The organism is Pseudomonas sp. WPR_5_2 (genome assembly GCF_003634475.1).
Taxonomy (GTDB): domain Bacteria; phylum Pseudomonadota; class Gammaproteobacteria; order Pseudomonadales; family Pseudomonadaceae; genus Aquipseudomonas; species Aquipseudomonas izuensis.
Genome location: NZ_RBLA01000006.1, coordinates 378,573 through 402,389, shown reverse-complemented (window position 1 = coordinate 402,389; position 23,817 = coordinate 378,573). Strand labels below are relative to the sequence as shown.

22 protein-coding genes are annotated in these 23,817 nt (G+C 60.4%); 7 read left to right on the top strand and 15 right to left on the bottom strand.

Annotated elements, in window-relative coordinates:
• Window positions 1-123 precede the first annotated feature (123 nt).
• Together BJ917_RS22960 and BJ917_RS22955 are read left to right on the top strand one after the other, a co-directional pair.
• Window positions 124-1,068, top strand: a complete 945-nt coding sequence (locus BJ917_RS22960; protein ID WP_096509381.1) for an alpha/beta hydrolase — start codon at window positions 124-126, stop codon at window positions 1,066-1,068.
• Between the two features lie 42 nt (window positions 1,069-1,110).
• The gene (locus BJ917_RS22955) at window positions 1,111-1,581 is read left to right on the top strand and encodes a MaoC family dehydratase (RefSeq protein WP_096509380.1); all 471 of its coding nucleotides are present in this window, start codon (window positions 1,111-1,113) and stop codon (window positions 1,579-1,581) included.
• Window positions 1,582-1,705: 124 nt separating this feature from the next.
• Here the strand turns inward: BJ917_RS22955 and BJ917_RS22950 are convergent, their stop codons facing one another.
• Window positions 1,706-2,173 carry a PA2169 family four-helix-bundle protein gene (locus BJ917_RS22950; RefSeq protein ID WP_096509379.1) on the bottom strand — a complete coding sequence of 156 codons (468 nt, stop codon included), beginning with the start codon at window positions 2,171-2,173 and terminating at the stop codon, window positions 1,706-1,708.
• Window positions 2,174-2,376: 203 nt separating this feature from the next.
• Between BJ917_RS22950 and BJ917_RS22945 the strand changes: the two genes are divergently transcribed.
• Both BJ917_RS22945 and BJ917_RS22940 read left to right on the top strand, forming a co-directional pair.
• Complete coding sequence (locus tag BJ917_RS22945; RefSeq protein ID WP_096509378.1) at window positions 2,377-2,613, top strand: DUF3820 family protein; 237 nt, start codon at window positions 2,377-2,379, stop codon at window positions 2,611-2,613.
• 32 nt (window positions 2,614-2,645) lie between these two features.
• Window positions 2,646-3,827 (top strand): aminotransferase class V-fold PLP-dependent enzyme, encoded by a 1,182-nt coding sequence (locus BJ917_RS22940; protein ID WP_121104663.1) that lies wholly within the window; start codon window positions 2,646-2,648, stop codon window positions 3,825-3,827.
• 195 nt (window positions 3,828-4,022) lie between these two features.
• On the opposite strand, the gene BJ917_RS22935 is transcribed toward BJ917_RS22940, so the two are convergent.
• Genes BJ917_RS22935 through zwf form a run of 3 tightly spaced genes read right to left on the bottom strand, consistent with a single transcriptional unit; the run spans window position 4,023 to window position 6,875 of the window.
• The gene (locus tag BJ917_RS22935) at window positions 4,023-4,688 is read right to left on the bottom strand and encodes a bifunctional 4-hydroxy-2-oxoglutarate aldolase/2-dehydro-3-deoxy-phosphogluconate aldolase (protein ID WP_096509376.1); all 666 of its coding nucleotides are present in this window, start codon (window positions 4,686-4,688) and stop codon (window positions 4,023-4,025) included.
• A 17-nt stretch (window positions 4,689-4,705) separates the two neighbouring features.
• Window positions 4,706-5,419 carry a 6-phosphogluconolactonase gene (gene pgl, locus BJ917_RS22930; RefSeq protein WP_096509375.1) on the bottom strand — a complete coding sequence of 238 codons (714 nt, stop codon included), beginning with the start codon at window positions 5,417-5,419 and terminating at the stop codon, window positions 4,706-4,708.
• Window positions 5,406-6,875 carry a glucose-6-phosphate dehydrogenase gene (zwf, locus tag BJ917_RS22925; protein ID WP_096509374.1) on the bottom strand — a complete coding sequence of 490 codons (1,470 nt, stop codon included), beginning with the start codon at window positions 6,873-6,875 and terminating at the stop codon, window positions 5,406-5,408. Before zwf ends, pgl begins: the two co-directional genes overlap by 14 nt.
• 228 nt (window positions 6,876-7,103) lie before the next feature.
• Between zwf and BJ917_RS22920 the strand changes: the two genes are divergently transcribed.
• Window positions 7,104-7,964 carry a MurR/RpiR family transcriptional regulator gene (locus tag BJ917_RS22920; RefSeq protein WP_170948639.1) on the top strand — a complete coding sequence of 287 codons (861 nt, stop codon included), beginning with the start codon at window positions 7,104-7,106 and terminating at the stop codon, window positions 7,962-7,964.
• 143 nt (window positions 7,965-8,107) lie between these two features.
• On the opposite strand, the gene BJ917_RS22915 is transcribed toward BJ917_RS22920, so the two are convergent.
• The 11 genes from BJ917_RS22915 to edd form a co-directional block, all read right to left on the bottom strand.
• Window positions 8,108-8,962: a D-hexose-6-phosphate mutarotase gene (locus BJ917_RS22915; protein WP_096509373.1), complete on the bottom strand. Its 855-nt coding sequence runs from the start codon at window positions 8,960-8,962 to the stop codon at window positions 8,108-8,110.
• 111 nt (window positions 8,963-9,073) lie between these two features.
• Window positions 9,074-10,420: a carbohydrate porin gene (locus BJ917_RS22910; protein WP_096509372.1), complete on the bottom strand. Its 1,347-nt coding sequence runs from the start codon at window positions 10,418-10,420 to the stop codon at window positions 9,074-9,076.
• A 201-nt stretch (window positions 10,421-10,621) separates the two neighbouring features.
• Window positions 10,622-11,782: an ABC transporter ATP-binding protein gene (locus BJ917_RS22905; RefSeq protein ID WP_096509371.1), complete on the bottom strand. Its 1,161-nt coding sequence runs from the start codon at window positions 11,780-11,782 to the stop codon at window positions 10,622-10,624.
• Window positions 11,783-11,786: 4 nt separating this feature from the next.
• Window positions 11,787-12,632 (bottom strand): carbohydrate ABC transporter permease, encoded by an 846-nt coding sequence (locus BJ917_RS22900; RefSeq protein ID WP_121104661.1) that lies wholly within the window; start codon window positions 12,630-12,632, stop codon window positions 11,787-11,789.
• Complete coding sequence (locus BJ917_RS22895) at window positions 12,625-13,533, bottom strand: carbohydrate ABC transporter permease (RefSeq protein ID WP_121104659.1); 909 nt, start codon at window positions 13,531-13,533, stop codon at window positions 12,625-12,627. Before BJ917_RS22895 ends, BJ917_RS22900 begins: the two co-directional genes overlap by 8 nt.
• Window positions 13,534-13,718: 185 nt before the next feature.
• Window positions 13,719-15,017: an ABC transporter substrate-binding protein gene (locus BJ917_RS22890; RefSeq protein WP_096509368.1), complete on the bottom strand. Its 1,299-nt coding sequence runs from the start codon at window positions 15,015-15,017 to the stop codon at window positions 13,719-13,721.
• Between the two features lie 117 nt (window positions 15,018-15,134).
• Window positions 15,135-16,394 carry an AGE family epimerase/isomerase gene (locus tag BJ917_RS22885; RefSeq protein ID WP_121104657.1) on the bottom strand — a complete coding sequence of 420 codons (1,260 nt, stop codon included), beginning with the start codon at window positions 16,392-16,394 and terminating at the stop codon, window positions 15,135-15,137.
• Window positions 16,395-16,621: 227 nt separating this feature from the next.
• Window positions 16,622-18,091 (bottom strand): ATP-binding protein, encoded by a 1,470-nt coding sequence (locus BJ917_RS22880; RefSeq protein WP_121104655.1) that lies wholly within the window; start codon window positions 18,089-18,091, stop codon window positions 16,622-16,624.
• Window positions 18,081-18,812: a response regulator gene (locus BJ917_RS22875; protein WP_096509365.1), complete on the bottom strand. Its 732-nt coding sequence runs from the start codon at window positions 18,810-18,812 to the stop codon at window positions 18,081-18,083. The genes BJ917_RS22880 and BJ917_RS22875 overlap by 11 nt, the downstream gene beginning before the upstream one ends.
• Window positions 18,813-18,971: 159 nt before the next feature.
• Window positions 18,972-19,922 (bottom strand): glucokinase, encoded by a 951-nt coding sequence (locus tag BJ917_RS22870; protein WP_121104653.1) that lies wholly within the window; start codon window positions 19,920-19,922, stop codon window positions 18,972-18,974.
• Window positions 19,919-21,745 carry a phosphogluconate dehydratase gene (gene edd, locus BJ917_RS22865; protein WP_096509363.1) on the bottom strand — a complete coding sequence of 609 codons (1,827 nt, stop codon included), beginning with the start codon at window positions 21,743-21,745 and terminating at the stop codon, window positions 19,919-19,921. The genes BJ917_RS22870 and edd overlap by 4 nt, the downstream gene beginning before the upstream one ends.
• 220 nt (window positions 21,746-21,965) lie before the next feature.
• On the opposite strand from edd, the gene gap reads away from it, so the two are divergent.
• Both gap and BJ917_RS22855 read left to right on the top strand, forming a co-directional pair.
• Window positions 21,966-22,967 (top strand): type I glyceraldehyde-3-phosphate dehydrogenase, encoded by a 1,002-nt coding sequence (gene gap, locus BJ917_RS22860; protein ID WP_121104651.1) that lies wholly within the window; start codon window positions 21,966-21,968, stop codon window positions 22,965-22,967.
• 160 nt (window positions 22,968-23,127) lie between these two features.
• Window positions 23,128-23,592: a methylglyoxal synthase gene (locus tag BJ917_RS22855; RefSeq protein WP_121104649.1), complete on the top strand. Its 465-nt coding sequence runs from the start codon at window positions 23,128-23,130 to the stop codon at window positions 23,590-23,592.
• Window positions 23,593-23,817: the final 225 nt, after the last annotated feature.

Below are 23,817 nucleotides of genomic sequence, written 5' to 3'. Positions count from 1 at the left end.
TTTTGTGAATCTTGCTGCCGCGACGCGGCCTGATCAGGCGTCCGGTGAAGGATGCGCTATAACCTTGAGCGGCAAGCTTTTAGCTGCAAGCGGCAAGCTCTATGTCCCGACAAAGGAATCGCGATGATCCACGATACATTCTGGCTGACCACCAGCGACCGCAGCCGTCTCTTCGTCAACCAGTGGCTGCCCGCAGACAAACCCCGGGCCGTGATCCTGTTGGCTCACGGCATGGCGGAACACAGCGCTCGCTACGGGCGCCTGGCAGAAAAGCTCTGTGCCCAGGGCTACGGCGTGTACGCCCCGGATCTGCGCGGACATGGCAAAACTGCCGAAAACGGGACGCTCGGCCATTTCGCCGACAATGACGGTTGGGCCAAAGTGGTGGGTGATCTGGCGTGCCTCAACCAGCACATCGGCCAACAGCATCCCGCCACACCGATCGTGTTACTGGGCCACAGCATGGGCAGCTACATCGCCCAGGGGTATCTGTTGCATCACAGCGCCAGCCTGCACGGCGCCATTCTCAGCGGCTCGAACTTCCAGCCGGTGGCGCTTTATCGCGCTGCCCGCCAGATTGCCCGTTTCGAACGTCTGCGCCAGGGCCCCAAGGGACGCAGCGCGCTGATCGAGTGGCTGACGTTCGGCTCATTCAATAAGCCATTCAAACCGATACGCACCCAGTTTGACTGGCTCAGTCGCGATCCGGCCGAAGTCGACCTGTACGCCAACGACCCGCTTTGCGGCTTCCGTTGCACCAATCAGCTATGGATCGATTTGCTCGGCGGGTTGCAGCAAATCAGCAAAGCGTCCAATCTCGCCCAGATCGACCCGGGCCTGCCGTTGCTGGTGATCGGTGGCGAATGTGATCCGGTGAGCGAAGGCAAGCGTCTGAAAGATCTGGCCGGCGCCTTGCGCGAGGCCGGCAGCCAGAGCCTGCAACTGACCATTTACCCGCAGGCTCGGCACGAATTGTTCAATGAAACCAACCGCGATGAAGTGATCGCCGATGTGCTGGCCTGGATCAACCAGACACTGAGCAATCCCCGGCCACACCGAACCGAATAGTTTTTTTGTGAATCTTTTTATTCGTCACAGGAATCGAGACAGATGACCCAGGTTACCAACACCCCCTACGAAGCCCTCGAAATCGGCCAGACCGCCAGTTTCAGCAAGACGGTCGAAGAGCGCGATATTCAGCTGTTCGCCGCGATGTCGGGCGATCACAACCCGGTGCACCTGGATGCCGAATACGCCGCCAGCACCATGTTCAAGGAACGTATCGCCCACGGAATGTTCAGCGGCGCGCTGATCAGTGCGGCAGTGGCCTGCGAACTGCCTGGGCCGGGCACTATCTACATTGGTCAGCAGATGAGCTTCCAGAAGCCGGTGAAAATTGGCGACACCCTGACCGTGCGTCTGGAAATCCTGGAAAAACTGCCGAAATTCCGCGTGCGCATTGCCACTCGCGTGTTCAACCAGCGCGATGAGCTGGTGGTGGATGGCGAGGCGGAAATCCTGGCGCCGCGCAAGCAGCAATCGGTGACCTTGACCGAGTTGCCGGCGATCAGCATCGGCTGATTCGCCGCACATCAAAATGTGGGAGCGAGCCTGCTCGCGAAGGGGCCGTGTCAGTCAATATTGATGTCGACTGACACTCCGCTTTCGCGAGCAGGCTCGCTCCCACAGTTGTTACTGGCGAGGCTTATGAACGTGCACGCGCCTGGTTACGCAGGGCTTTTACCTGATCGTGGTTACGTTGCACACCGTGATACTGACGCTCGACGATGTCACGAATCCCCACCAGGTTGTGCTTGTTGATTTTTTCCATGGCTTCACGATAAGCCTTCAGTGCATGGTCTTCACCACGCTCGGCTTCGTTGAGCACAGCCTCTTCGCCCTTGCCGGTGAACATCGACTTAACGTCGACCCAGCGACGGTGCATGTCGCCGCTGACACTGGTGGACGTTTCCGGATCGCCACCCATCGAACGCACGGCACTTTGCAGTTCCGCGGCAGCCTTTGCACATTCAGCGGAACGTTGCACGAACAGGGTTTTGAGTTCAGGGTGTTTGATGTCTTCAGCGCAAGTCTTGAACCCTTCCTGACCGTCCTTGCTGGTTTCAATCAGGTCATTGAGTACAGAAATCGCTTCTTTATTCATATCGGTCATTTTTCAATTCCTTGCGGTTGATGAAAGATGCAATTAAACGATGCACCCTGCATGCCAGCTTCGGACCGCAAAATTAACCGTTATTTATCAATCATTTAGACTTATTCAAAAAATCTGTATCCGTTTTTTTTGCATGATCTGTCAATTGGCCTGCATGCAGAATGCCTGTATTTTCCCGACCATTGAATCAAGACGACTGAGTCATGAACCCTGAAAAGCTCGAACTGCTGGTAACCCGTGAAATGCCCTTCGGCAAATACAAAGGCCGAATCATTGCCGACTTGCCGGGCCCGTACCTGAACTGGTTCGCCCGGGAAGGTTTCCCCCATGGCGAATTGGGCGGCCTGCTGGCGCTGATGCAGGAAATCGATCACAACGGCTTATCGGAATTGCTTGAACCGCTACGCGCCAAACATGGCAAACCTGCGCCTCGCCACTGATTCACTCATCCCGCCTCTGATTGAGCAGCCCCATGCCCGATAACACCCGCCGCGCCCGTGACGAAGCCTTCTGGCAAACCTTTGCCGACCGCTACGACCTGCAACCCGGACCGATCAATCTGGAAAACGGTTACTTCGGACGTATGTCACGTACCGTGGTCGAGGAGTATCAGCGCAACATCGAACTGATCAACCGCGGTAATTCGGTCCATGTCCGCCAGCGTTTCGAACAGGGTGAAAGCCTCAAGATACAAGCGCAAGTGGCCGGGTTGATGGGTGTGCCCGCGCAGGCCGTCGCCCTCACCCGCAATGCGTCGGACGGTTTGCAGTCGCTGATCCGCAACTACAATCGCCTGCAACCGGGGGACCAGGTACTGATTTGCGATCTGGAGTACGACACCGTCAAGGGCGCCATGCGCTGGCTGGCGAAACATCGCGGTGTCGAGGTGATCGAGATCGAACACCTGCACCCCGCCAGCTTCGACAGCTTGCTCGCTTCCTACCGTGAAACCTTCGCCCGTTATCCGCGACTCAAGCTGATGGCCCTGACCCACGTCACCCATCGCACCGGCCTGGTAATGCCGGTACAGGCCATTGCCGCTGCCGCCAGGGAGCATGGCATCGATGTGATCCTCGACGGCGCCCATGCCTTGGGTCAGTTCGAATTCAATCTCATTGACCTGGGCATCGACTTTGCTGCCTATAACCTGCACAAGTGGATCGGTGCGCCGCTGACCCTGGGTTTTATCTACATCGCCCCCGAGCGCCTGGCCGACATCGACCCGGACATGGGCGAAATGCATTTCCCGGTCACCGACATTCGCGCCCGCACGCCCTACAGCACACCGAACATCCCTGCCCTGCTGACTTTGCAGCTGGTGCTGGAAGAGCATCACGCCATGGGCGGCGCTGCGGCCAAGGGATCGCGACTGAACTACCTGCGCAACCTGTGGGTGCGCGAGGTACGCGAACTGCCGGGCATCGAAGTCCTGACACCGGATGATCCGCGACTGTATTGCGGCATCACGTCGATGCGCTTTACCGCGCAGGATGATCAACAGGCGATGGTCGAGCGGCTGCTCAGCGAGTACAACCTGTTCACCGTGGTGCGCAGTGGTGCGGCGTGCGGCCCGTGCATCCGGATTACGCCGGGGTTGACCACCACGGCTGAGCACATGAAGCGCCTGGTCACTGCATTGACGGAGCTGCGCTGACCTGTGGGAGCGAGCCTGCTCGCGAAAGCGGTGTGTCAGCCACCACAAATGTTGAGTGTTACGCCGCCTTCGCGAGCAGGCTCGCTCCCACAAGGATTCGCGCCAAGCATTTTTTCGCAGGCAAAAAAAAACGGTGCACCGACCAAGCGCACCGTTAAAGCCGTAAAACACACAACTACGTGTCGGGTGAAGCGATCAGTCCAGCAGTGCCAAGGCCTCGGCGGTGCATTCCTGAATGCGGGCCCAGTCGCCGTTCTTGATCCATTCCGGATCAAGCATCCAGCTACCGCCCACGCACATGACGTTTTTCAACGCCATGTAGCTCTTGATGTTGGCAGGTCCCACGCCGCCGGTCGGGCAGAATTTCACCTCGCCGAACGGGCCGCCCAGGGCCTTGATGGCCGCAACGCCGCCGCTGACTTCCGCCGGGAACAGCTTGAAGCGGCGATAACCCAGGCCGTAGCCTTCCATGATGCCCGAGGCGTTGCTGATGCCCGGCAACAGTGGAATCGGGCTGGCGACGCTGGCTTCCAGCAGGTCGCGGGTGATGCCCGGAGTGACGATAAACTGCGAGCCCGCCGCTTCGGCCGCGGCCAACATGTGGCGATCGAGCACGGTGCCGGCACCGGTCACCAGTTCCGGACGCTGTTCACGCAGGATCTGGATGGCCTTGAGGCCGAACTGCGAACGCAGGGTCACTTCCAGGGCGGTCAGGCCACCGGCTGCGAGGGCATCGGCCAGCGGCAGGACGTCCTGCTCGCGGGCGATGGTGATCACCGGCAGGATTCGCGCCTTGGCGCAGAGGCTGTCGATCAGGACAACTTTATCCGCCATGGAAACGGTCGGGGATGGGTTTGTCATAGCGGCTGTTCCTTGGCTCATGGGCACCAGTAAATCTCTAACGTGGGTTGCAGAAATGCGCGCACCGGCATTTCGGCGACATCGTCACCGGCCAGCGCGAAACTCAGGGTGGTCAGCTTGGACTGACCGGAAATCGACAGGATTTTATGTTTGGCCGAAGCCAGCAGCGCACGACTCATGGTCAGGCGCTGATGCGGCACGGTCGGTGCCAGCATCGGGTAGCAGCGACGGCTGCCGTCAGCCTGAAGGGCTTCGGCCAGGTTCGGGCTGCCGGGAAACAGCGACGCGGTATGACCGTCGTCGCCCATGCCGAGCACCAGCACGTCGATCGCCGGCAATTCGGCGAGCAAACGGTCGGCGTGTTCGGCCGCCTGTTCCAGGTTGGCGCTGGCGCTGTACAGGCTCAGGAACTGCGCCTTGGCCGCCGGGCCTTGCAACAGATATTTCTTGATCAGGCCGGCGTTGCTGTCGGCGTGCTCCACCGGCACCCAGCGCTCGTCAGCCAGGCTGACCACCACGTTCGACCAGTCCAGCGCCTGCTTGGCCAGGTGCTGGAAAAACGCCACCGGGCTGCGGCCACCGGACACCACCAGGGTCGCGGTACCCCGGGCGTCAATAGCCTCGCTCAGTTGTTTGGCCACGTTCAGTGCCAGGCCTTCGGCCAAGAGCACGGAGCTCTTGAACGAATGGGCGCTGACGCCCCGGGGCAGTTTCAAATCAGATATCGCCATACCACGACCTCCCATCCCGCGTGATCAGAGCAATGGAGCTCATCGGTCCCCAGGACCCTGCCGCGTAAGGCTTGGGCGCATCACCGGATTTTTTCCACCCGGCGATCAACTGGTCACACCACTTCCACGCGGCTTCGATTTCATCTTTACGGACAAACAGGTTCTGATTGCCACGCATCACTTCCAGCAACAACCGCTCGTAGGCATCGGGAATCCGTGCGCTGCGCCAAGTGTCGGAAAAATTCAGCTGCAACGGGCCGCTGCGCAGTTGCATGCCCTTGTCCAGGCCTTGATCTTTGGTCATCACGCGCAAGGAAATGCCTTCGTCCGGTTGCAGGCGGATAATCAGCTTGTTGCTGATTTGCAGGCGCTGCTCGGGAGCGAAGATGTAATGCGACGGTTCCTTGAAATGGATGACGATCTGCGACAGCTTTTGCGGCATGCGCTTGCCGGTGCGCAGATAGAAAGGCACACCCGCCCAACGCCAGTTGCGGATATCGGCACGCAGGGCGACGAAGGTTTCGGTGTCGCTCTGGGTGTTGGAATTGGGCTCTTCCAGGTAACCCGGCACCGCCTTGCCTTCGCTATGGCCGGCGATGTACTGGCCGCGCACCACCTGGGTGGTCAGGCCCTCCGGACTGATCGGCGCCAACGCCTTGAGGACCTTGACCTTCTCGTCGCGGATGCTGTCGGCGGACAGATCGGCCGGCGGGTCCATGGCGATCAGGCAGAGCAGTTGCAGCAGGTGATTCTGGATCATGTCCCGCAGCTGGCCGGCCTTGTCGAAGTAGCCCCAGCGGCCCTCGATACCGACCTTCTCGGCCACGGTGATTTCCACGTGGGAGATGTAGTGCTGGTTCCACTGGGTTTCGAACAGGCTGTTGGCGAAACGCAGGGCAATCAGGTTCTGCACCGTTTCCTTGCCCAGGTAGTGGTCGATGCGATACGTGCGGTTCTCCGGGAAGAACTGCGCCACGGCGTCGTTGACCTTGCGCGAGGATTCCAGGTCCGAACCGATCGGCTTTTCCAGCACCACGCGGGTGTTTTCCGCCAGGCCGACCTTCGCCAGGTTCTCGCAGATCGCACCGTACACCGCTGCCGGCGTGGCGAAATAGGCAATGACCCGTTGCGCGCTACCGGCCAGCTCAGCCAGGGCCACATAGTCTTCGGCCTTGAGGAAATCGACGTGCAGGTAGCTCAGCCGCGCAAGGAAGCGCTCGACCACGGCTTCGTCCAGCTCTTTGGCACCAACATAGCGGCGCAGCTCGGAGGCAATGAATGCCAAATGCTCCTGCTCGCTGCCAGCCTCACGGGCCAGCGCGATGATCCGCGTGTCCTCGTGCAGCAGGCCGGCACCATCGAGTTGATAAAGGGCAGGAAACAGCTTGCGCAAGGCCAGATCGCCGAGGGCGCCGAACAAGGCAAAGGTGCACGGTTCAACCGTAATCGAAGGCATGATGTTTGTTCTTTTATCAAGTTAAGCTACAAATACCTTTTTTCAAGGCATCACTCAAGGGAAAATGTAGTAATAACCACAACATTTTCGCAAAATACAGATTCCGAGTGGTGGTCGGTCGGAGCCATCAGTAGGATAGGCCACCGTTACGGGCCGCATCAAAGGCCCTTTTTGCATTAGCCGTGCGCTTATCGGCGCAGGTGAATCAAGGAAATCCATATGGACCGCGTGCGAAATCTCCTGGAGCAGATCCAGAATCGCCTTGAAGAGCTGAACAAGGCCGAACGCAAAGTCGCCGAGGTGATCCTGCTCAACCCACAGCAGGCCACCCGGTTCAGCATCGCCGCCCTCGCCCAGGCCGCGTCGGTCAGTGAGCCGACGGTCAACCGTTTCTGCCGTTCGTTCGGCGTCAGCGGCTACCCCGAACTCAAATTGCAATTGGCCCAGAGCCTGGCCAGCGGCGCGGCGTACGTCAGCCGCGCGGTGGAGGCCGACGACAATCCGGAAGCCTATACCCAGAAAATCTTCGGCAGCGCCATCGCGTCCCTGGACAGCGCTTGCCAGGCACTGGACCCGAACCTGATCAGCCGCGCCGTCGACCTGTTGATCCAGGCCCGGCAGATCCACTTCTTCGGTCTCGGCGCCTCAGCCCCCGTGGCCCTGGATGCGCAGCACAAGTTCTTCCGTTTCAACCTGGCCGTGACCGCCCACGCCGACGTGCTGATGCAGCGCATGATTGCTTCGGTGGCACACACCGGCGAGCTGTTCGTGATCATTTCCTACACCGGCCGCACCCGCGAACTGGTGGAAGTGGCACGCATCGCCCGGGAAAACGGCGCATCGGTGCTCGGTTTGACCGCAGAGAACTCGCCCCTGGCCAAGGCCAGTACCTTGAGCCTGAACATTCCGCTGCCGGAAGACACCGACATCTACATGCCGATGACCTCGCGGATCATCCAGCTGACCGTGCTGGACGTACTGGCGACCGGCATGACCTTGCGTCGGGGCGTGGATTTCCAGCCGCATTTGCGCAAGATCAAAGAGAGCTTGAATGCGAGCCGGTATCCGGTGGGTGACGAGTTCAACTGATCCGGCATTTTCATTGTCTGAGCGGGCCTCTTCGCTGGCAAGCGAGCTCCCACAGTGTCTGCGTCGAACACAAAACCTGTGACCGCCGCGGTTACTGTGGGAGTGGGCTTGCCCGCGATGGCGTCAGCGGCGCCACCACAAAATCAGGCCCCCACCCGCGCCTGCAAACTCAAATGCGCCCGCTCCCCAGGCTTCAGGCACAGACTGTCAGTCCCGCCGCTCGCAGCCTCCACGCAAACGAACTCCGATATCTCATTCCAGCTCACGCCCAGCAACGGCCGCGAGCCCGGGTGCCAGACCACCGTGTCCGCCGCATCGCCGGTATCGATGCACAGCGCCCGCTGCCAGGCGTGATCATTGAGCTGCAGCTCGCCGTCATGCTGGAACACCCGCTGACAGCCGCCATCGACGCGCAACTCACCTTCCTGCTGACAAACCTGCCGGTTCAACTGGTCGTAACCTTGCGCGCCGTCGAGTCCAGACAGCGCTACCTCGCCGACGTCACCAATACGCCAGTAAGCGTGCAACGCCTGACTCAATTGGCAGGGAAGGCTGTCGTGATGCTCGGTGCTCAAGCGCAGGTCCATGCGCTCCCCGAGGTGCGCGTGCAGGTCCACTTGCCAGTCGCACAACTGAAGTTGCCAGTGCAGGCGCACGCCGTCGTTTTCACTGCTGCTGTCGATCAGCTTCCAGTCGAGCAAACGTGCCCAGCCGTGGGAAGGCCAGGCATTTTCGCTTGGATGGCGGCCATACCAAGGCCAGCACACCGGCACGCCACCGCGAATGGCCCCGACCTGCGGCCACTTCGCCGCGCACCACAACCAGGGTTTCTGGCCCTTGGGCTGGAAATGCAACAACTGCGCGCCCTGACGACTGAACACCGCCTGACACAGCGGATGATCGATCACCAACACGTCGCGCTTCTGATAGCGCTCCCACGCAAACACCGGCCGTTCGCGCAAGGATTTGAAGAAGCGTTGTAGCGGATGCTCAAGCATGTGCCACGGTCCTGAAAATCATCTTTACCTGGGTGCGCCACCCCAAAAAAAAGCGGACAGCCATGGCTGTCCGCAAAATGCGCACATGGAGAGGAGCTTATCGCAACAACGTCAGAACACCGACTGAATTTTCAGGCCAGCGACCAGTGCGTTATCCACTTCATCCACACCGCCCGGGTGAGTGATGTATTGCAGGTTGGGACGCACGGTCAGCCAGTTGGTCACGTGGAAGCCGTAGTTGAGCTCGTAGTTGTACTCGGTCTCACGCAACGGGGAGAACAGTGGGTCCTCGTACTCGGTGACACCATTGGCAGCGTTGGTCAGCTCGGCGTTTTTCTTCACGTCATCGTTGACATGGATACGGGCGAAACCAATGCCGACGTCATCTTTTGGACGCGCATCGAACGGGCCCTTGTACACAAACATCAGCGACTGGTAGTTGTCGACGATGTTGGTGTCCTTGTCATGGAAAGTGGCGTTGGCGGCAACGCTCAGACCGCGGGACTTGTCACCGTTGTGGCTGGTCAGCTGTTGCTGCGCAACGAACCAGTAGCCGTGCTTGCTGTCGTGGCTGCGAAAGGCGTTGCCGGTGGTGGCCGCATCATTGCCGTTGTCGTCTTTGCGAACGTCGTCGGCGTTGGACGTGCTTTTGTAGTAACCGACACGGTATTCGCCCGGCAGGTTGCCAGGGTTCGGCAACCACACCAGCTCGACCGGCAAGACGGTGCCATTGGTCCCGCTGCCACTGAGCTTGAAGCCGTTACCGTGCTCCAGTTGCGAGGTGTTCTGGTTGTACGCGCCGATCTGCGCATAGAACTCAGGCGAGATGTTGTACTTCACACGGATCGCGGCCTGGCTGACCGGCCAGTTGTACCAGATGTTGGTCGCCCAGTTACCCACCTGGGAACCGCAGAACGCCAGGTTCTGGAACTCGCAAGGGAAGGTGTTGAAGTCTTCGCCTTCGCCGAAGTAACCGGCCTTGACGTCCAGTTTACCGTCGAGGAACTGGTGCTTGATCCACAGCTGGGTCAGTCGGACCATGTGGCCACGGCCGAAGACCTCCTGGGAGGAACTCAAGGTGCCGGCACGCGGATCGCCGACGCGGTCATTGGAGATGTTCTCACCGTTACGGTTGGTGAGCTGGATCTTGGCCTGGGTGTTATCCCAGCCCAGCAGTTTTTGCAGGTCCAGCGCCGCGCCCAGGCCAAACTGGTCGGAGTAACGCGCAGTCTTGTCGTTGTTGAAACCGCCGTGAAGGTTGGCGCCCACTTCACCGACATAGTCCATCTTGATGTCGATACCTTGCTCGATCAGCCGGGTCCGTTCACCACCCCAATCACCGGTCATCCATTCGGAGTCGGCGCTAAACGCATCAGCCGCGTGCACGCTACCGGCCAGCATCATGGCCGCAACGGCCGATAACTGGCAGATAAGCTGAGCGTTGTTGTTCTTCTTCATCCCTACATCCTCGTCTTATTGTTATTAACTGTTTTTATCTAACGCGGTTACATCAGTTGGGAGATGCCCCTTGTGGGAGCGAGCCTGCTCGCGAAGGCGGTGTGTCAGACGACATCTATGTTGAATGTCAGACCGTATTCGTCGGAGCGCCGCCCGGAGCCGGCTCGCTCCCACAGGGGGATTACCCACAGTTTTTGATCTTCAGCGGCCTTTGAATTGGGCGACGTTGTCAGCGTGGCTCTCGGCTTTCGGCAGGCCTGCAGCCCCCAGGCGTTCACCGGTCTTGGCATCGAACAGCAGCACTTTCGCCGGATCGAATTGCAGGGTCAGGGTCTCGCCCACCGCCGGTGCAACATCCGGTGAGAGGCGGCAGCAGACCTTGGTGTTGTTGAGATTGACGAAGACCAGTGTGTCGGGACCGGTCGGTTCGGTGACCTGCACTTCGGCGCGGATGGTCGGCAAACCGTTCGCCTCGCCGTTGGCCAGGACAATCTGTTCGGGACGCATGCCAAGGATCACTTCGCGGTCTTCAAGACCGGCGTCCTGCATGCCCAGCGGCAATTCGCAACGGGCCTGGCCGCTGTCGAGCAACGCCAGCAGGCGCCCGTCCTTGCGCTGCAAACGCAACGGGATGAAATTCATCGGCGGCGAACCGATGAAGCTCGCCACGAACAGGTTGGCCGGGTTGTTGTAGATATCTTTCGGCGTGCCGAATTGCTGAATGATCCCGTCCTTCATCACCGCCACCTTGTCGCCCAGGGTCATGGCTTCGATCTGGTCGTGGGTCACGTAGACCGTGGTGGTTTTCAGGCGCTGGTGCATCAGTTTCATTTCGGTACGCATCTCGACCCGCAGCTTGGCGTCGAGGTTGGACAGCGGTTCGTCGAACAGATAAATCTTCGGCCGCCGCGCCAACGCACGGCCCATCGCCACCCGCTGTTGCTGACCACCGGAAAGTTGACCGGGCTTGCGGTTGAGCAGGTGTTCGATCTGCAACAGCTTGGCGACGCGAGCGACTTCTTCGTCGATGTCGGCAGTCGGCATTTTGCGAATCTTCAGGCCGAAGGCGATGTTGTCCCGCACGCTCATGGTGGGGTACAGCGCATAGGACTGGAACACCATGGCGATGTCGCGATCCTTCGGACTCATGCCGCTGATGTCGGCATCATCCACCAGGATCGCGCCGCCGCTGATGGTTTCCAGGCCCGCGATGCAATTCATCAAGGTGGATTTGCCGCAACCGGACGGACCGACCAGGATCAAAAATTCCCCGTCATCGATCTTCAGTTCGATGTTCTTCAGGGTGTCCGGCAATCCGGCGCCGTAGGTCTTGTTGACGTTGCGTAATTCGAGAGTTGCCATGTTTCTACCCCTTGACCGCGCCGGACGTCAGCCCACGCAGGAAATACTTGCCAGCGAATATGTAGACCAACAGTGTCGGCAGCCCGGCGATCATCGCGGCGGCCATATCAACGTTGTATTCCTTGGTCCCGGTGCTGGTGTTGACCAGATTGTTCAGCGCCACGGTAATCGGCTGGGCATCGCCACTGGCGAACACCACGCCGAACAGGAAGTCATTCCAGATCTGGGTGAACTGCCAGATCAGGCAGACCATCACGATCGGGATCGACATCGGTAGCAGGATCTTCCAGAAGATCGTGAAGAAACCTGCGCCATCCAGGCGTGCAGCCTTGACCAGGGCATCCGGAATGCTCACGTAGTAGTTACGGAAGAACAGTGTGGTGAACGCCAGGCCGTAGACCACGTGCACCAGCACCAGGCCCGAGGTGGTGTTCGCCAGGCCGAACTTGCCGAGGGTGAACGAGGCCGGCAGCAGCACGGTCTGGAACGGCAGGAAGCAGCCGAACAGCAACAGGCCGAAGAACAGTTGCGAACCGCGGAAGCGCCACATCGACAACACGTAGCCGTTCATGGCACCGATGAAGGTCGAGATCAGCACCGCCGGTACGGTAATTTTCACCGAGTTCCAGAAGTAGCCGCCCACCACATCCCAGGCCTTGATCCAGCCAATGCCGTCGATCACGGCCGGCCAGCTCAACAGGTTGCCGGTGCGGATGTCTTCCGGCGTTTTGAAGCTGGTCAGCAGCATCACCACCAGCGGGATCAGGTACACCGCTGCGGCCAGCAGAAGTGTGGTGTAGATCGCGATGCGGCTGAAGCTGATCCCCGGTTTGCCCAATTGATTAGTCATGGCGTTTGCCTCGCAGCTCGGAGTACAGGTACGGCACGAGGATGGTCAGCACGGCACCGAGCATCAGCATGGCGCTGGCCGAACCGATGCCCATCTGGCCACGGCTGAAGGTGAAGGAATACATGAACATCGCCGGCAGGTCGGACGAGTAGCCGGGACCGCCGGCGGTCATCGCCGCCACCAGGTCGAAGCTCTTGATCGCAATGTGCGCGAGGATCATGAAGGCGCTGAAGAACACCGGGCGCAGGCTCGGCAGTACGATCTTCAGGTAGATGGTCGGCAGGCTCGCACCGTCGACTTGCGCGGCACGGATGATCGACTGATCGACACCGCGCAGGCCGGCGAGGAACATCGCCATCACAAAACCGGAGGCTTGCCACACGGCGGCGATCACCAGGCAATACACCACGCGATCCTGATCCACCAGCCAGTCCAGCCGGAAGCCTTCCCAGCCCCAGTCACGCAGCATCTTGTCCAGGCCAAGGCCTGGGTTGAGCAGCCATTTCCACGCGGTACCGGTGACGATCATCGATAGCGCCATCGGGTACAGGTAGACGGTGCGGATGAAGCCTTCCTTGCGGATGCGCTGGTCCAGCAGCACCGCGAGGAACACGCCCAACACCAGACTGATGCCGATGAACAGGCCGCCGAACACCGCAAGGTTTTTGCTCGCGACCCACCAGCGGTCGTTGTCCATCAGGCGCATGTATTGCTGCAGGCCAACCCACTTGTAGCTCGGCATGAAGCTGGAATTGGTGAAGGACAGAATGAACGTCCAGATGATGTAACCGTAAAAGCCAACCAACACGATCAGCATGCTCGGCGCCAGTACCAACTTGGGTAACCAGCGTTGCAGCGCATCGAACGGTGAGGCTTTGCTGAAAACCGCCACAGAGCTCATCGGGATAATCCAGGTTTAGAGGAATGAAACTGGCACGGTGATCCATGGTGGATGCAGGACCCTGTGGGAGCTGGCTTGCCAGCGATGGGATCAACCGGGTTCAAAGTCAAACCGAGTCGCCTGCATCGCTGGCAAGCCAGCTCCCACACAACCCCATTCCAACCAGGAACAGACTGTGTCAGGGATTACTGGGCCGCTTTGACCGCCGACGCCAGTTGAGCACTGGCCTTGGCCGGGTCGGCGTCCTTGTCGTTCATGAAGTTGGTGACCACGTCGAAGATCGCGCCTTGCACAGCCAGGGAGGTGGCCATGTTGTGCGCCATGCTTGGTTGCAGGCCGCCGGTCTTGTCGTCCGCGATGAAGTCCTTCGCCGACTTCTGGGCACACTCGTCGAAACCGAGCTTGTCCATTTCGTTCAGCATGTCGTTACGCACCGGGATCGAACCCTTGTTCATGCTGAAGACTTTCTGGAAGTCGGTACCCAATGCGACCTTGGCCAGGTCTTGCTGGGCAGCGATGTCACCCTTGCGATCGGCCTTGAGCTTGAACACCGCCAGGGAGTCGATGTTGTAGGTGAAGGCTTTTTCAGTGCCCGGGAACGCTACGCACTGGTAGTCCTTGCCGGCGACTTTCTTCGCGGCGGTCCATTCGCTTTTCGCCCAGTCGCCCATCATCTGCATGCCGGCCTTGCCGTTGATGACGTCGGCGGCGGCGATGTTCCAGTCACGACCGGCGCGGTTCGGGTCCATGTAACCGGTGATCTTTTTCAGCTCGGCGAACGACTTGGTCATCTCAGGGCCGGACAGGGTTTTCTGATCGAGATCCACCAGGGCTTTCTTGTAACCGTCAGCGCCCATAACCGAGAGCACCACGTCTTCAAACACGGTGCTGTCCTGCCACGGCTGGCCACCGTGAGCGAGCGCGATGAAGCCGGCGGCTTTCAGCTTGTCGCCCGCTGCATAGAATTCTTCGAGGGTGGTCGGGGCCTTGTCGATCCCGGCTTTCTTGAACACTTCCGGGTTGATCCACAGCCAGTTGACGCGGTGGATGTTCACCGGCACGGCTACGTAATCGCCTTCGTACTTCACGGTGTCGGAGACTTTCTTCGACAGCAGGCCATCCCAGTTTTCCGCCTTGGAAACGTCTTTCAACGCGTCGGTGCTGAGCAGACCGGTGCTGCCCCACTCCTGGATGTCCGGGCCTTTGATCTGGGCAACGCCCGGCGGGTTGCCGGCGACGGCGCGGCTCTTGAGAACGGTCATGGCCGTGGAACCGCCACCACCGGCGACTGCGCCGTCCTTCCAGGTGAAGCCGTCTTTTTCGACTTGAGCCTTGAGGACATCGACCGCTGCCTTTTCACCACCGGACGTCCACCAGTGAACGACTTCAACGGAACCCTTGGATTCGGCAGCGAGGACACTGAGGGGGAGCGCAGACAGGGAAGCGAGAGAAATGACAGTAGCGAGGCGAGAAATCGCATTCATCTAGGAGCACCTTTCTTGTTGTTATGCATGCAAGTCTGTTGCTTGCGCTGCATAGGATTTTAAACAGGCGCCAACCCTTGGCAGGTAACGAAGGGACGCGCGAATGTCACCATATGGTTACACAGGAGCGCTCTGGGACAACGCTGCCAGAGCACTGGCCATGCTCGGCGCCAATGGCAGGCCCGGGATCAACAGGGCTTGCCAGGCGTGATAAAGATCCGGTTTTCCCGCCCAGATATCGGCACTCGGGCGGTTCAACGGATCGAGTTCGTGGTGCCAGCTACCCTCGCAGCGGTCGATGAAATGACGGTCACAGAACTCCCAGAATAGTCGGTACCAGTGTTCGTACTGCGCATCGCCCGTACGCTTGAGCAAGGCACTGGCAGCGGCGCTGGCTTCGCAATGAGTCCAGTGCAGGCGGTGGCGAACCACGGCGCGATTGTCCCAGTCGAGGGTGTAGACAATGCCGGGCGCACCATCGACATCCCAGCCATGCAGGCAGTTTTGCTCGAAGAGTTTTTGCGCATCGGTGGCCAGCCAGCCCGGAGTGAGCATCCCGGCTCGCACTCGCGCCGCTTCGAGGTGCAACAACAGCCGTGCCCATTCGAAACCGTGCCCAGGCGTGGTGCCGTACGGGCGAAAACCGTCGGCCGGGTTGTCGCGGTTGTATTCACGCAACGGCTGCCAGTCGAGGTCGAAATGCTCGACCACCAGGTAGCCGTTGGTGGCGGCATGACCATGAATCACCCGTTCGACGATGCGCTGAGCCCGGCACAGCCAGCGCTTGTCGTCGGTGACATCGGCCAGTGCGAGAAAGGCTTCGGTGGCGTGCATGTTGCTGTTGGCACCGCGATAGGCTTCCTCTGCTTTCCAGTCACGGTTGAAGGACTCGCGCATGGCGCCCTCCTCCTCGCTCCAGAAATACGTGTCGATGATGTCGATGGCATCGTCGAGCAATGCTTGCGCACCGGGACGTTGCGCAACCACAGCGGAACTGGCGGCCAGCGCCACGAAGGCATGCAGGTAGGCGTTCTTGCCGGTGTTGCCGTCACGGTGTTCGGCGACGGCGAACCAGCCACCGTACAGCGCATCGCGCAACGGCCCGCGCAGGGCCTGGATGCCGTGATCCACCAGCTCGGCAAACCCCGGCAGGCCTTGGATATGGGCCAGGGCGAAGCTGTGGGTCATGCGCGCGGTGTTCATGGTTTCGGCTTGCGCATCGGCCGGCAAACGACCTCGTTCGTCGAGATTGCCGAAGCCTTCAGGCAGTTTCGAAGCCTTGGCAAACGCCAGCAGGCGCAGTCCTTCGGCGGCGAGCCATTGCTGATGGGCGGGTGCGTTCAGCCAACTGCTGAAGGCGGGTTGGAAGGTGTGCATGGGGGGCCTTTTTTGTTGTTATGACTGAGGGGAGTCTAAACAACGGGCCGGGGCGGGCTTGTAACGAAGGGGGTGGGTTATGTCACCGTTCAGTGACAATTGCCTTGAAGAATGTGTTGCATGGTCTGACGCCTTCGCGAGCAGGCTCGCTCCCACATTGGATTGGTATTAGACGCGAAACCACTGTGGGAGCGAGCCTGCTCGCGAAGAACGATAACGCGGTTTAACTAATCAACACTGCGCGGCAACTGCAACGTCACCCGCAACCCGCCTTCACGCAAATTCTGCAAACTCACTTCCCCCCCATGACTATGGGCAATGTTCCGGGCGATCCCCAGCCCCAACCCATACCCCTGTTGCTGCCCGGCCAGACGGAAGTGTGGCTCGAACACCTGCTCCAGCCGCTGCTCGGGAACCCCCGGCCCTTCGTCGTCGACATGCAGCACGAACGCACTGTCATCGTCATCGATGTGCAGGTGGGCGTTCTGTCCGTACTTCAAGGCGTTGTCGATCAGGTTGCCGATGCAACGCTTGAGCGCCAGCGGCTTGCCCGGATAAGCCGCCAGTGCCCGCCCCTGCTGGGTCACGCGGCCGTTGCCGTTCGGTGCCAGATAAGGTTCCACCAGACAATGGAGTACATGATTGAGATCCACCGGCTCGATGTTTTCGTGGATATCGGTGTCTTTCACGCATTGCAGCGCGCCTTTGACCAGCAACTCCAATTCGTCCAGATCACGGCCGAACTTGGCTTGCAGTTTTTCGTCTTCGAGCAATTCGACCCGCAGCCGCAACCGGGTGATCGGCGTGCGCAGGTCGTGGGAAATCGCGCTGAACAACTGACTGCGTTCGGTCAGGTAACGGCTGATGCGTTCGCGCATGGTGTTGAAGGCCCGGCCGACTTCGACCACTTCACTGCCGCCGCCCTCGGCTACCGGCTCGACGTCGGCGCCCAGCGACAAGTCCCGCGCCGCCCGCGCCAGACGCTTGAGTGGACGGCTCTGCCAATGCACCAACAGGCCAATGAACAACAGCAGAAAGCCGCTGGTGAGGACAATGAACCACACCTGTTGCGCCGGCAGGCCTTGTTCTTCAAAACTGGTGTAGGGTTCGGGCAACAACGAGGCGATGTACAGCCATTCACCGGGCGCCATCTGGATCTGCGTCACCAGCACCGGCGGGTTCACCGGTTCCAGCGTCAACGCGTAGTGCGCCCAGGAACGTGGTAGCTCGTCGAGTTTCAGGCCGCCATTGAAGATCCGCAGGTCCTCGGGGCTGACAAAGGTCACCGAGATATCGGTGTCCTGGCCCAGGGATTGGCGCAACACTTCATCCACCGCTTTGATCACCGCCGCCTTGCGCGGCGTGATCGGCAAGACTTCCATGCCCAGTGGTTTGTCGTTGAGCGTGACCACGAACCGCGTGCCGCCCATGCTGCGCAACTGATCGAGCACCAACGGCCGGAACGCCACCGGCAATGAACGGAAATAACTGACACTGGCGGTCATCGAATGGGCGAGGCTGCGGGCGCTGGTGACCAGGCCTTCAAGCTGCGTGGCGCGCAATTGCGAAACCCAGATCACGCTCGACAACGCCTGGGCGAACAGCACCGCCAGCAGGGTCAGCAGCAACATGCGCCCGAGCAGCGAGCGCGGCACCGGTACTCGTGCGGCGAGTTTGCGCAGGGACTCAGTGACCATTGTTGGCAATCACATTGGCCGCCAACTGGTAGCCGCTGCCCCGCACGGTGCGAATCAACCGTGGCGGCTTTTCCGTATCGCGCAGGCGCTGGCGCAGGCGACTGACGGCCATGTCGACGATGCGATCGAGCGGCATCAGTTCGCGGCCCCGGGTGGCGTTACCGATGGTGTCGCGGTCGAGGATTTCCTGAGGGTGATCGAGGAACAGTTTCAACAAGGCGAAATCGGCGCCGGACAGAATCACCTCTTCGCCATCGATGTGAAACAACCGGTGGCTGACCATGTCCAGCCGCCAGTCATCGAAAGCCAGCACTTCACCGCCGTTTCGTTCCTGCCCGAACTGGGCCCGGCGCAACAGGGCTTTGATGCGTGCCTGCAATTCACGGGGGCTGAAGGGTTTGCCCAGGTAATCGTCGGCACCCAGCTCCAGACCAATGACCCGGTCGGCCTCGTCGGAACTGGCGGTGAGCATGATGATCGGCACCTGCGCTCGCTTGGGGTGCTGGCGAATCCATCGACACAGACTGAAACCGTCCTCGTCCGGCAGCATCACGTCGAGGATCACCAGGTCGCTCGGCTGATCGTTCAACGCCTGCCGGAACCCGGCGCCATCGGGCGTGGTGCGGACCAGGAAACCGGCGCGGGTCAGGTAGGTGTCCAGCAACTCGCGTATCTCTTGATCGTCATCGACCAACAAAATCGACTTGTTGACTGAGCTCACGGGGCGGCGTCCTTGTTGTTTGAATTGGGCGGATTATGCCTGATCGAGCGTAAATCTATGTTGTCTGCTCCGGCCCCATCGCGAGCAAGCTTTGCTCCCACAGGTTTCGCTGCAGACCCTGTGGGAGCAATGCTTGCTCGCGATGAAGGCAACTCGGTCTTACATCTGGTCCAGCGCCACACCCGCGCCCACCAACCCGGAATACGGTGCCGTCACCAGCCACACCGGTATCCCCTTGAAGTAATCGCTCATGCAGCCCTTGTCGGCAAAGCACCGGGCGAAACCGCTTTCGAGGAAGAAATCGGCGAAGCGCGGAATCACGCCACCGACGATGTACACGCCACCGCGCGCACCCGTGGTCAATACGTTGTTACCGGCCACGCGACCGAGCCAGCAGCAGAATTGTTCGAGCACTTCCAGGGCAATCGGGTCGCCCGCCAGACCGGCAGCGGTGATCGCTTCCGGGGTGTCGAGTACCGGCGTGTGGCCGTCCACCGCACAGATCGCCCGGTAGACCCGAGGCAAACCACCGCCGCTCAACGCGGTTTCCGCGCTGACATGCCCGATCTCATTAAAGATGTGCTGCCACAACTGGGTTTCCCGCGGACTGCTCAGCGGCAAATCGACGTGACCACCCTCCCCCGGCAGCGCGGCAAAACGCCTTTCGCCGAGGTCGAGCAAGGTGCCTACGCCAAGGCCAGTACCCGGACCGATCACCACCGCAGGGCGCAGCGGCTCAGGCGTGCCTTCGCAGACCACGCGAAATTCGCCCGGCTGCAAACGCGTCATGCCCAGGGCCATCGCCGAGAAGTCATTGACCAGCAACAGTTGCTCGACCTGCAAGGTCCGGCAGAAGCCCTGGCGACTGAGGCGCCAGTGGTTGTTGGTGAACTTGAATTCATCACCGCTCACCGGGCCGGCCACCGACAGGCACACCGAGCCGATCGAACCCGGCGCCAGCCCCAAGCCGCTCAGGTAGAGGCTGATCGCCTCTTCCGGGCTGGCATGGCCGGCCGTCGCGAGCACCTGGACCGATTCCAGCTGCTGGTTTTTCCACAACGCGAACCGTGCGTTGGTCCCACCGATGTCACCGACCAAAGCCAGTTTCAATTAAGCGTCTCCAGGGCAGAAGTAAAGGCGCTGGCGCCCTGCTCCGCCGAGCTGAAGGCCATGCGCATGAAACCGAACAGCTCGCGACCGGTGCCGATGTTGTTGCCCAACAATCCCTTGGCCGGCGTGCGCGCTGCGAATTCTTCGGCGTCCACCTTAAGCTCCAAAGTGCCTTTGACGCCATCGACGCGGATGATATCGCCCTCTTGCACCCGCGCCAAAGCGCCGCCCACATAGGCTTCGGGACTGACGTGAATGGCTGCCGGGATTTTCCCCGAGGCCCCGGACATACGTCCGTCGGTCACCAGTGCGACCTTGAAGCCGCGATCCTGAAGCACGCCGAGGAACGGCGTCATTTTGTGCAGCTCCGGCATGCCGTTGGAGCGTGGGCCCTGGAAGCGCATCACCGCGACAAAATCCTTCTCCAGCAAACCGGCCTTGAACGCGTCGGCCAGATCCTGTTGATCCTGGAACACCATGGCCGGTGCTTCGACGATCTGGTTTTCCACGGCCACGGCCGACACCTTCATCACCCCGCGACCGAGGTTGCCTTCCATCACCCGCAAGCCGCCCTCTGGGGAGAACGCGCGAGCAACCGGGCGCAGGATGCTTTCATCGAGGCTTTCAGTGATGCCTTCGCGCCAGACCAGTTCACCGTTGTCGAGGAACGGTTCCTGGGTGTAACGGCTCAGGCCATGGCCCAGCACCGTGTTGACGTTCTCATGGAGCAGTCCGGCGTCCAGCAGTTCACGGATCAGGAACGACATGCCGCCCGCGGCCTGGAAGTGGTTGATGTCGGCCTTGCCGTTCGGATAGACGTGGCTCAGGGTCGGCACCACCTCGGAGAGGTCGGCCATGTCCTGCCAGGTCAACTGGATGCCTGCCGCCATGGCGATGGCCGGCATGTGCAGAGTGTGGTTGGTGGAACCACCGGTGGCGTGCAGGGCGACGATGGAGTTGACCAGCGAACGCTCGTCGACGATTTCGCCGATCGGCAGGTAGTTGCCGTTCTGCTTGGTCAGGCGCGTGACCTGGTGCGCCGCTTCGCGGGTCAGGGCATCGCGCAAAGGCGTGTTCGGGTTGACGAAGGACGCGCCCGGCAAGTGCAGGCCCATGACTTCCATCAGCAGCTGGTTGGTGTTGGCGGTGCCGTAGAAGGTGCAGGTGCCGGGGCTGTGGTAGGAGTTCATTTCCGACTCCAGCAGCTCTTCGCGGCTGGCCTTGCCTTCGGCATAGCGCTGGCGCACGTCGGCTTTCTGCTTGTTGGAAATGCCCGACACCATTGGCCCGCCCGGGACGAAAATCATCGGCAGATGACCGAAGCGCAGCGCGCCCATCATCAGGCCCGGGACGATCTTGTCGCAGATGCCCAGCATCAGCGCGCCGTCGAACATGTTGTGGGACAAGGCCACGGCGGTGGACAAGGCGATCACTTCACGGCTCGGCAAGCTCAGCTCCATGCCTGGCTCGCCCTGGGTCACGCCATCGCACATGGCCGGGGTGCCACCGGCGAACTGGCCGACCGAGCCGATCTCGCGCAGGGCCTTTTTGATCAGTTCCGGGAAGACTTCGTACGGCTGGTGCGCCGAGAGCATGTCGTTATATGACGAAACTATTGCGATGTTGGCGGAGTTCATCATCCGCAGGCTGTTCTTGTCATCGCTGCCGCAGCCGGCCACGCCGTGGGCGAAGTTGGCGCATTGCAGTTTCCCGCGCATGGGACCGTCGCTGGCCGCACCGCGAATCAGTGCAAGGTAAGCCTCACGCGTGGCGCGGCTGCGGGCGATAAGCCGTTCGGTGACCTCAAGGACGCGGGGATGCATGTGTAGAACTCCAGGCTAACGGATGTGGCGACCTGATTGTCTATGCTGATCAACAACCGTTGTCGATGGGATGACAGACGGCGTTGTTGACCATTGGGACCAGTTGATTCAGGTCACTCGTTGTAGATTGAACAAAATATTGCCATTAAAAAGGCTTGTTTTCTATTTTTTTACGAATAATCTTGTTATTCCAACAACAAAACGACGGCGGCGCTGACAAATGACTCTACGAATAGCTATCAATGGTTTTGGCCGCATTGGCCGTAACGTTCTGCGCGCACTCTATACCCAAGGCTATCGTCAGGATCTGCAGATCGTCGCCATCAACGATTTGGGGGACAGCGCGATCAATGCGCACCTGCTCAAGTACGACACGGTTCATGGCACGTTCGACGCCGATGTCCAGCATGATCAGGAAAGCCTCACCGTCAACGGCGACCGTATCTCCGTCAGTGCCATTCGCAATCCGGCCGACCTGCCTTGGGCCGCGGAAAAGATTGATGTGGTATTCGAATGCACCGGCCTGTTCACCGACCGGACCAAAGCCGCCGCGCATATTACGGCCGGCGCACGCAAAGTGATCATCTCGGCCCCGGCCAAGGGCGCCGACGCCACCGTGGTTTACGGGGTCAACCACGACATTCTGCGCCAGTCGCACCAGATTATTTCCAACGCGTCGTGCACCACCAACTGCCTGGCACCGGTGGCCCAGGTGCTGCATCGCGAGCTGGGCATCGAAAGCGGCCTGATGACCACGATCCACGCCTACACCAATGACCAGCACCTGACCGACGTCTACCACGTCGACCCGTACCGTGCCCGTTCGGCTACCCAGAACATGATTCCGAGCAAGACCGGTGCGGCCGAAGCGGTCGGCCTGGTGTTGCCGGAACTGGCGGGCAAGTTGACCGGCATGTCGGTGCGCGTACCAGTGATCAACGTGTCCCTGGTGGACCTGACCGTGCAGCTCAAGCGTGAAGCGTCGGCCGAAGAGGTCAACGAACTGCTCAAGCATGCCAGCCAGCACTCGAAGATCCTCGGCTACAACACCCTTCCGCTGGTCTCCAGCGACTTCAACCACAACCCGCTGTCGTCGATCTTCGACGCCAACCACACCAAATCCAGCGGCAAGCTGCTCAAGGTACTGGCCTGGTACGACAACGAATGGGGCTTCTCCAACCGCATGCTCGATAACTGCCTGGCGTTGTGTAACGCCGAATAAGCCTCGCCCCCCTTCCTGTAGGAGCGAGCCTGTCGAATCGTCGCACCGTCGCGATGGTCGTGAACGATAACGCGGGGAACCTGATGCCCCGCGGTGTTCGACAGTTCATCGCGAGCAAGCTCGCTCCTACAGGGTGTGTGCCATTTCCGGAGCACCGTCGATGATCGGAATCACATTCACTCAAAAGACCATGGCAGCCCGCAAGCGCATCGCCCTGGTCGCCCATGACCACTGCAAGGTGTTTCTGCTGGACTGGGCCGAGCGGCAGAAAGACAAGCTCGCGCAACACGAACTGGTGGCCACCGGCACCACGGGGTTGTTGTTGCAACAACGCCTCGACCTGCCCGTAGAGAGCATGATCAGCGGACCGCTGGGCGGCGACCAACAGCTCGGCGGGCGAATCGCCGAGCAACGGGTCGACATGCTGGTGTTCTTCTGGGACCCCTTCGAACCGCAACCCCACGACCCGGACATCAAGGCGTTGCTTCGCGTTGCAGCGGTCTGGAACATTCCGGTGGCGTGCAACGAATGCAGCGCCGACTACCTGCTCAGCAGCCCATTGATGAATCAGGCGCACACGCACCGGATTCCGGATTACGCGACGTATTTGTCGGGGCGCAGTTAAGAAGCCGGGCGGGATGGGCCTGGGCAATCGGGCCTGAATCACACCGCGTTTTTTCTCGTTTTTTTCCGCTTTTCGGCACATTTTCCCCCGCAAACGTTCAACCATGACCGTTCGTCGGCATCGGCCTCATGCACCTCATACCGACGCCGATGTGCCATGAATGGCGCTGAATGGATTTGGCGTAACGAGTCGTTCCCGACTCCAGCCAACACCTCACCCATTCGC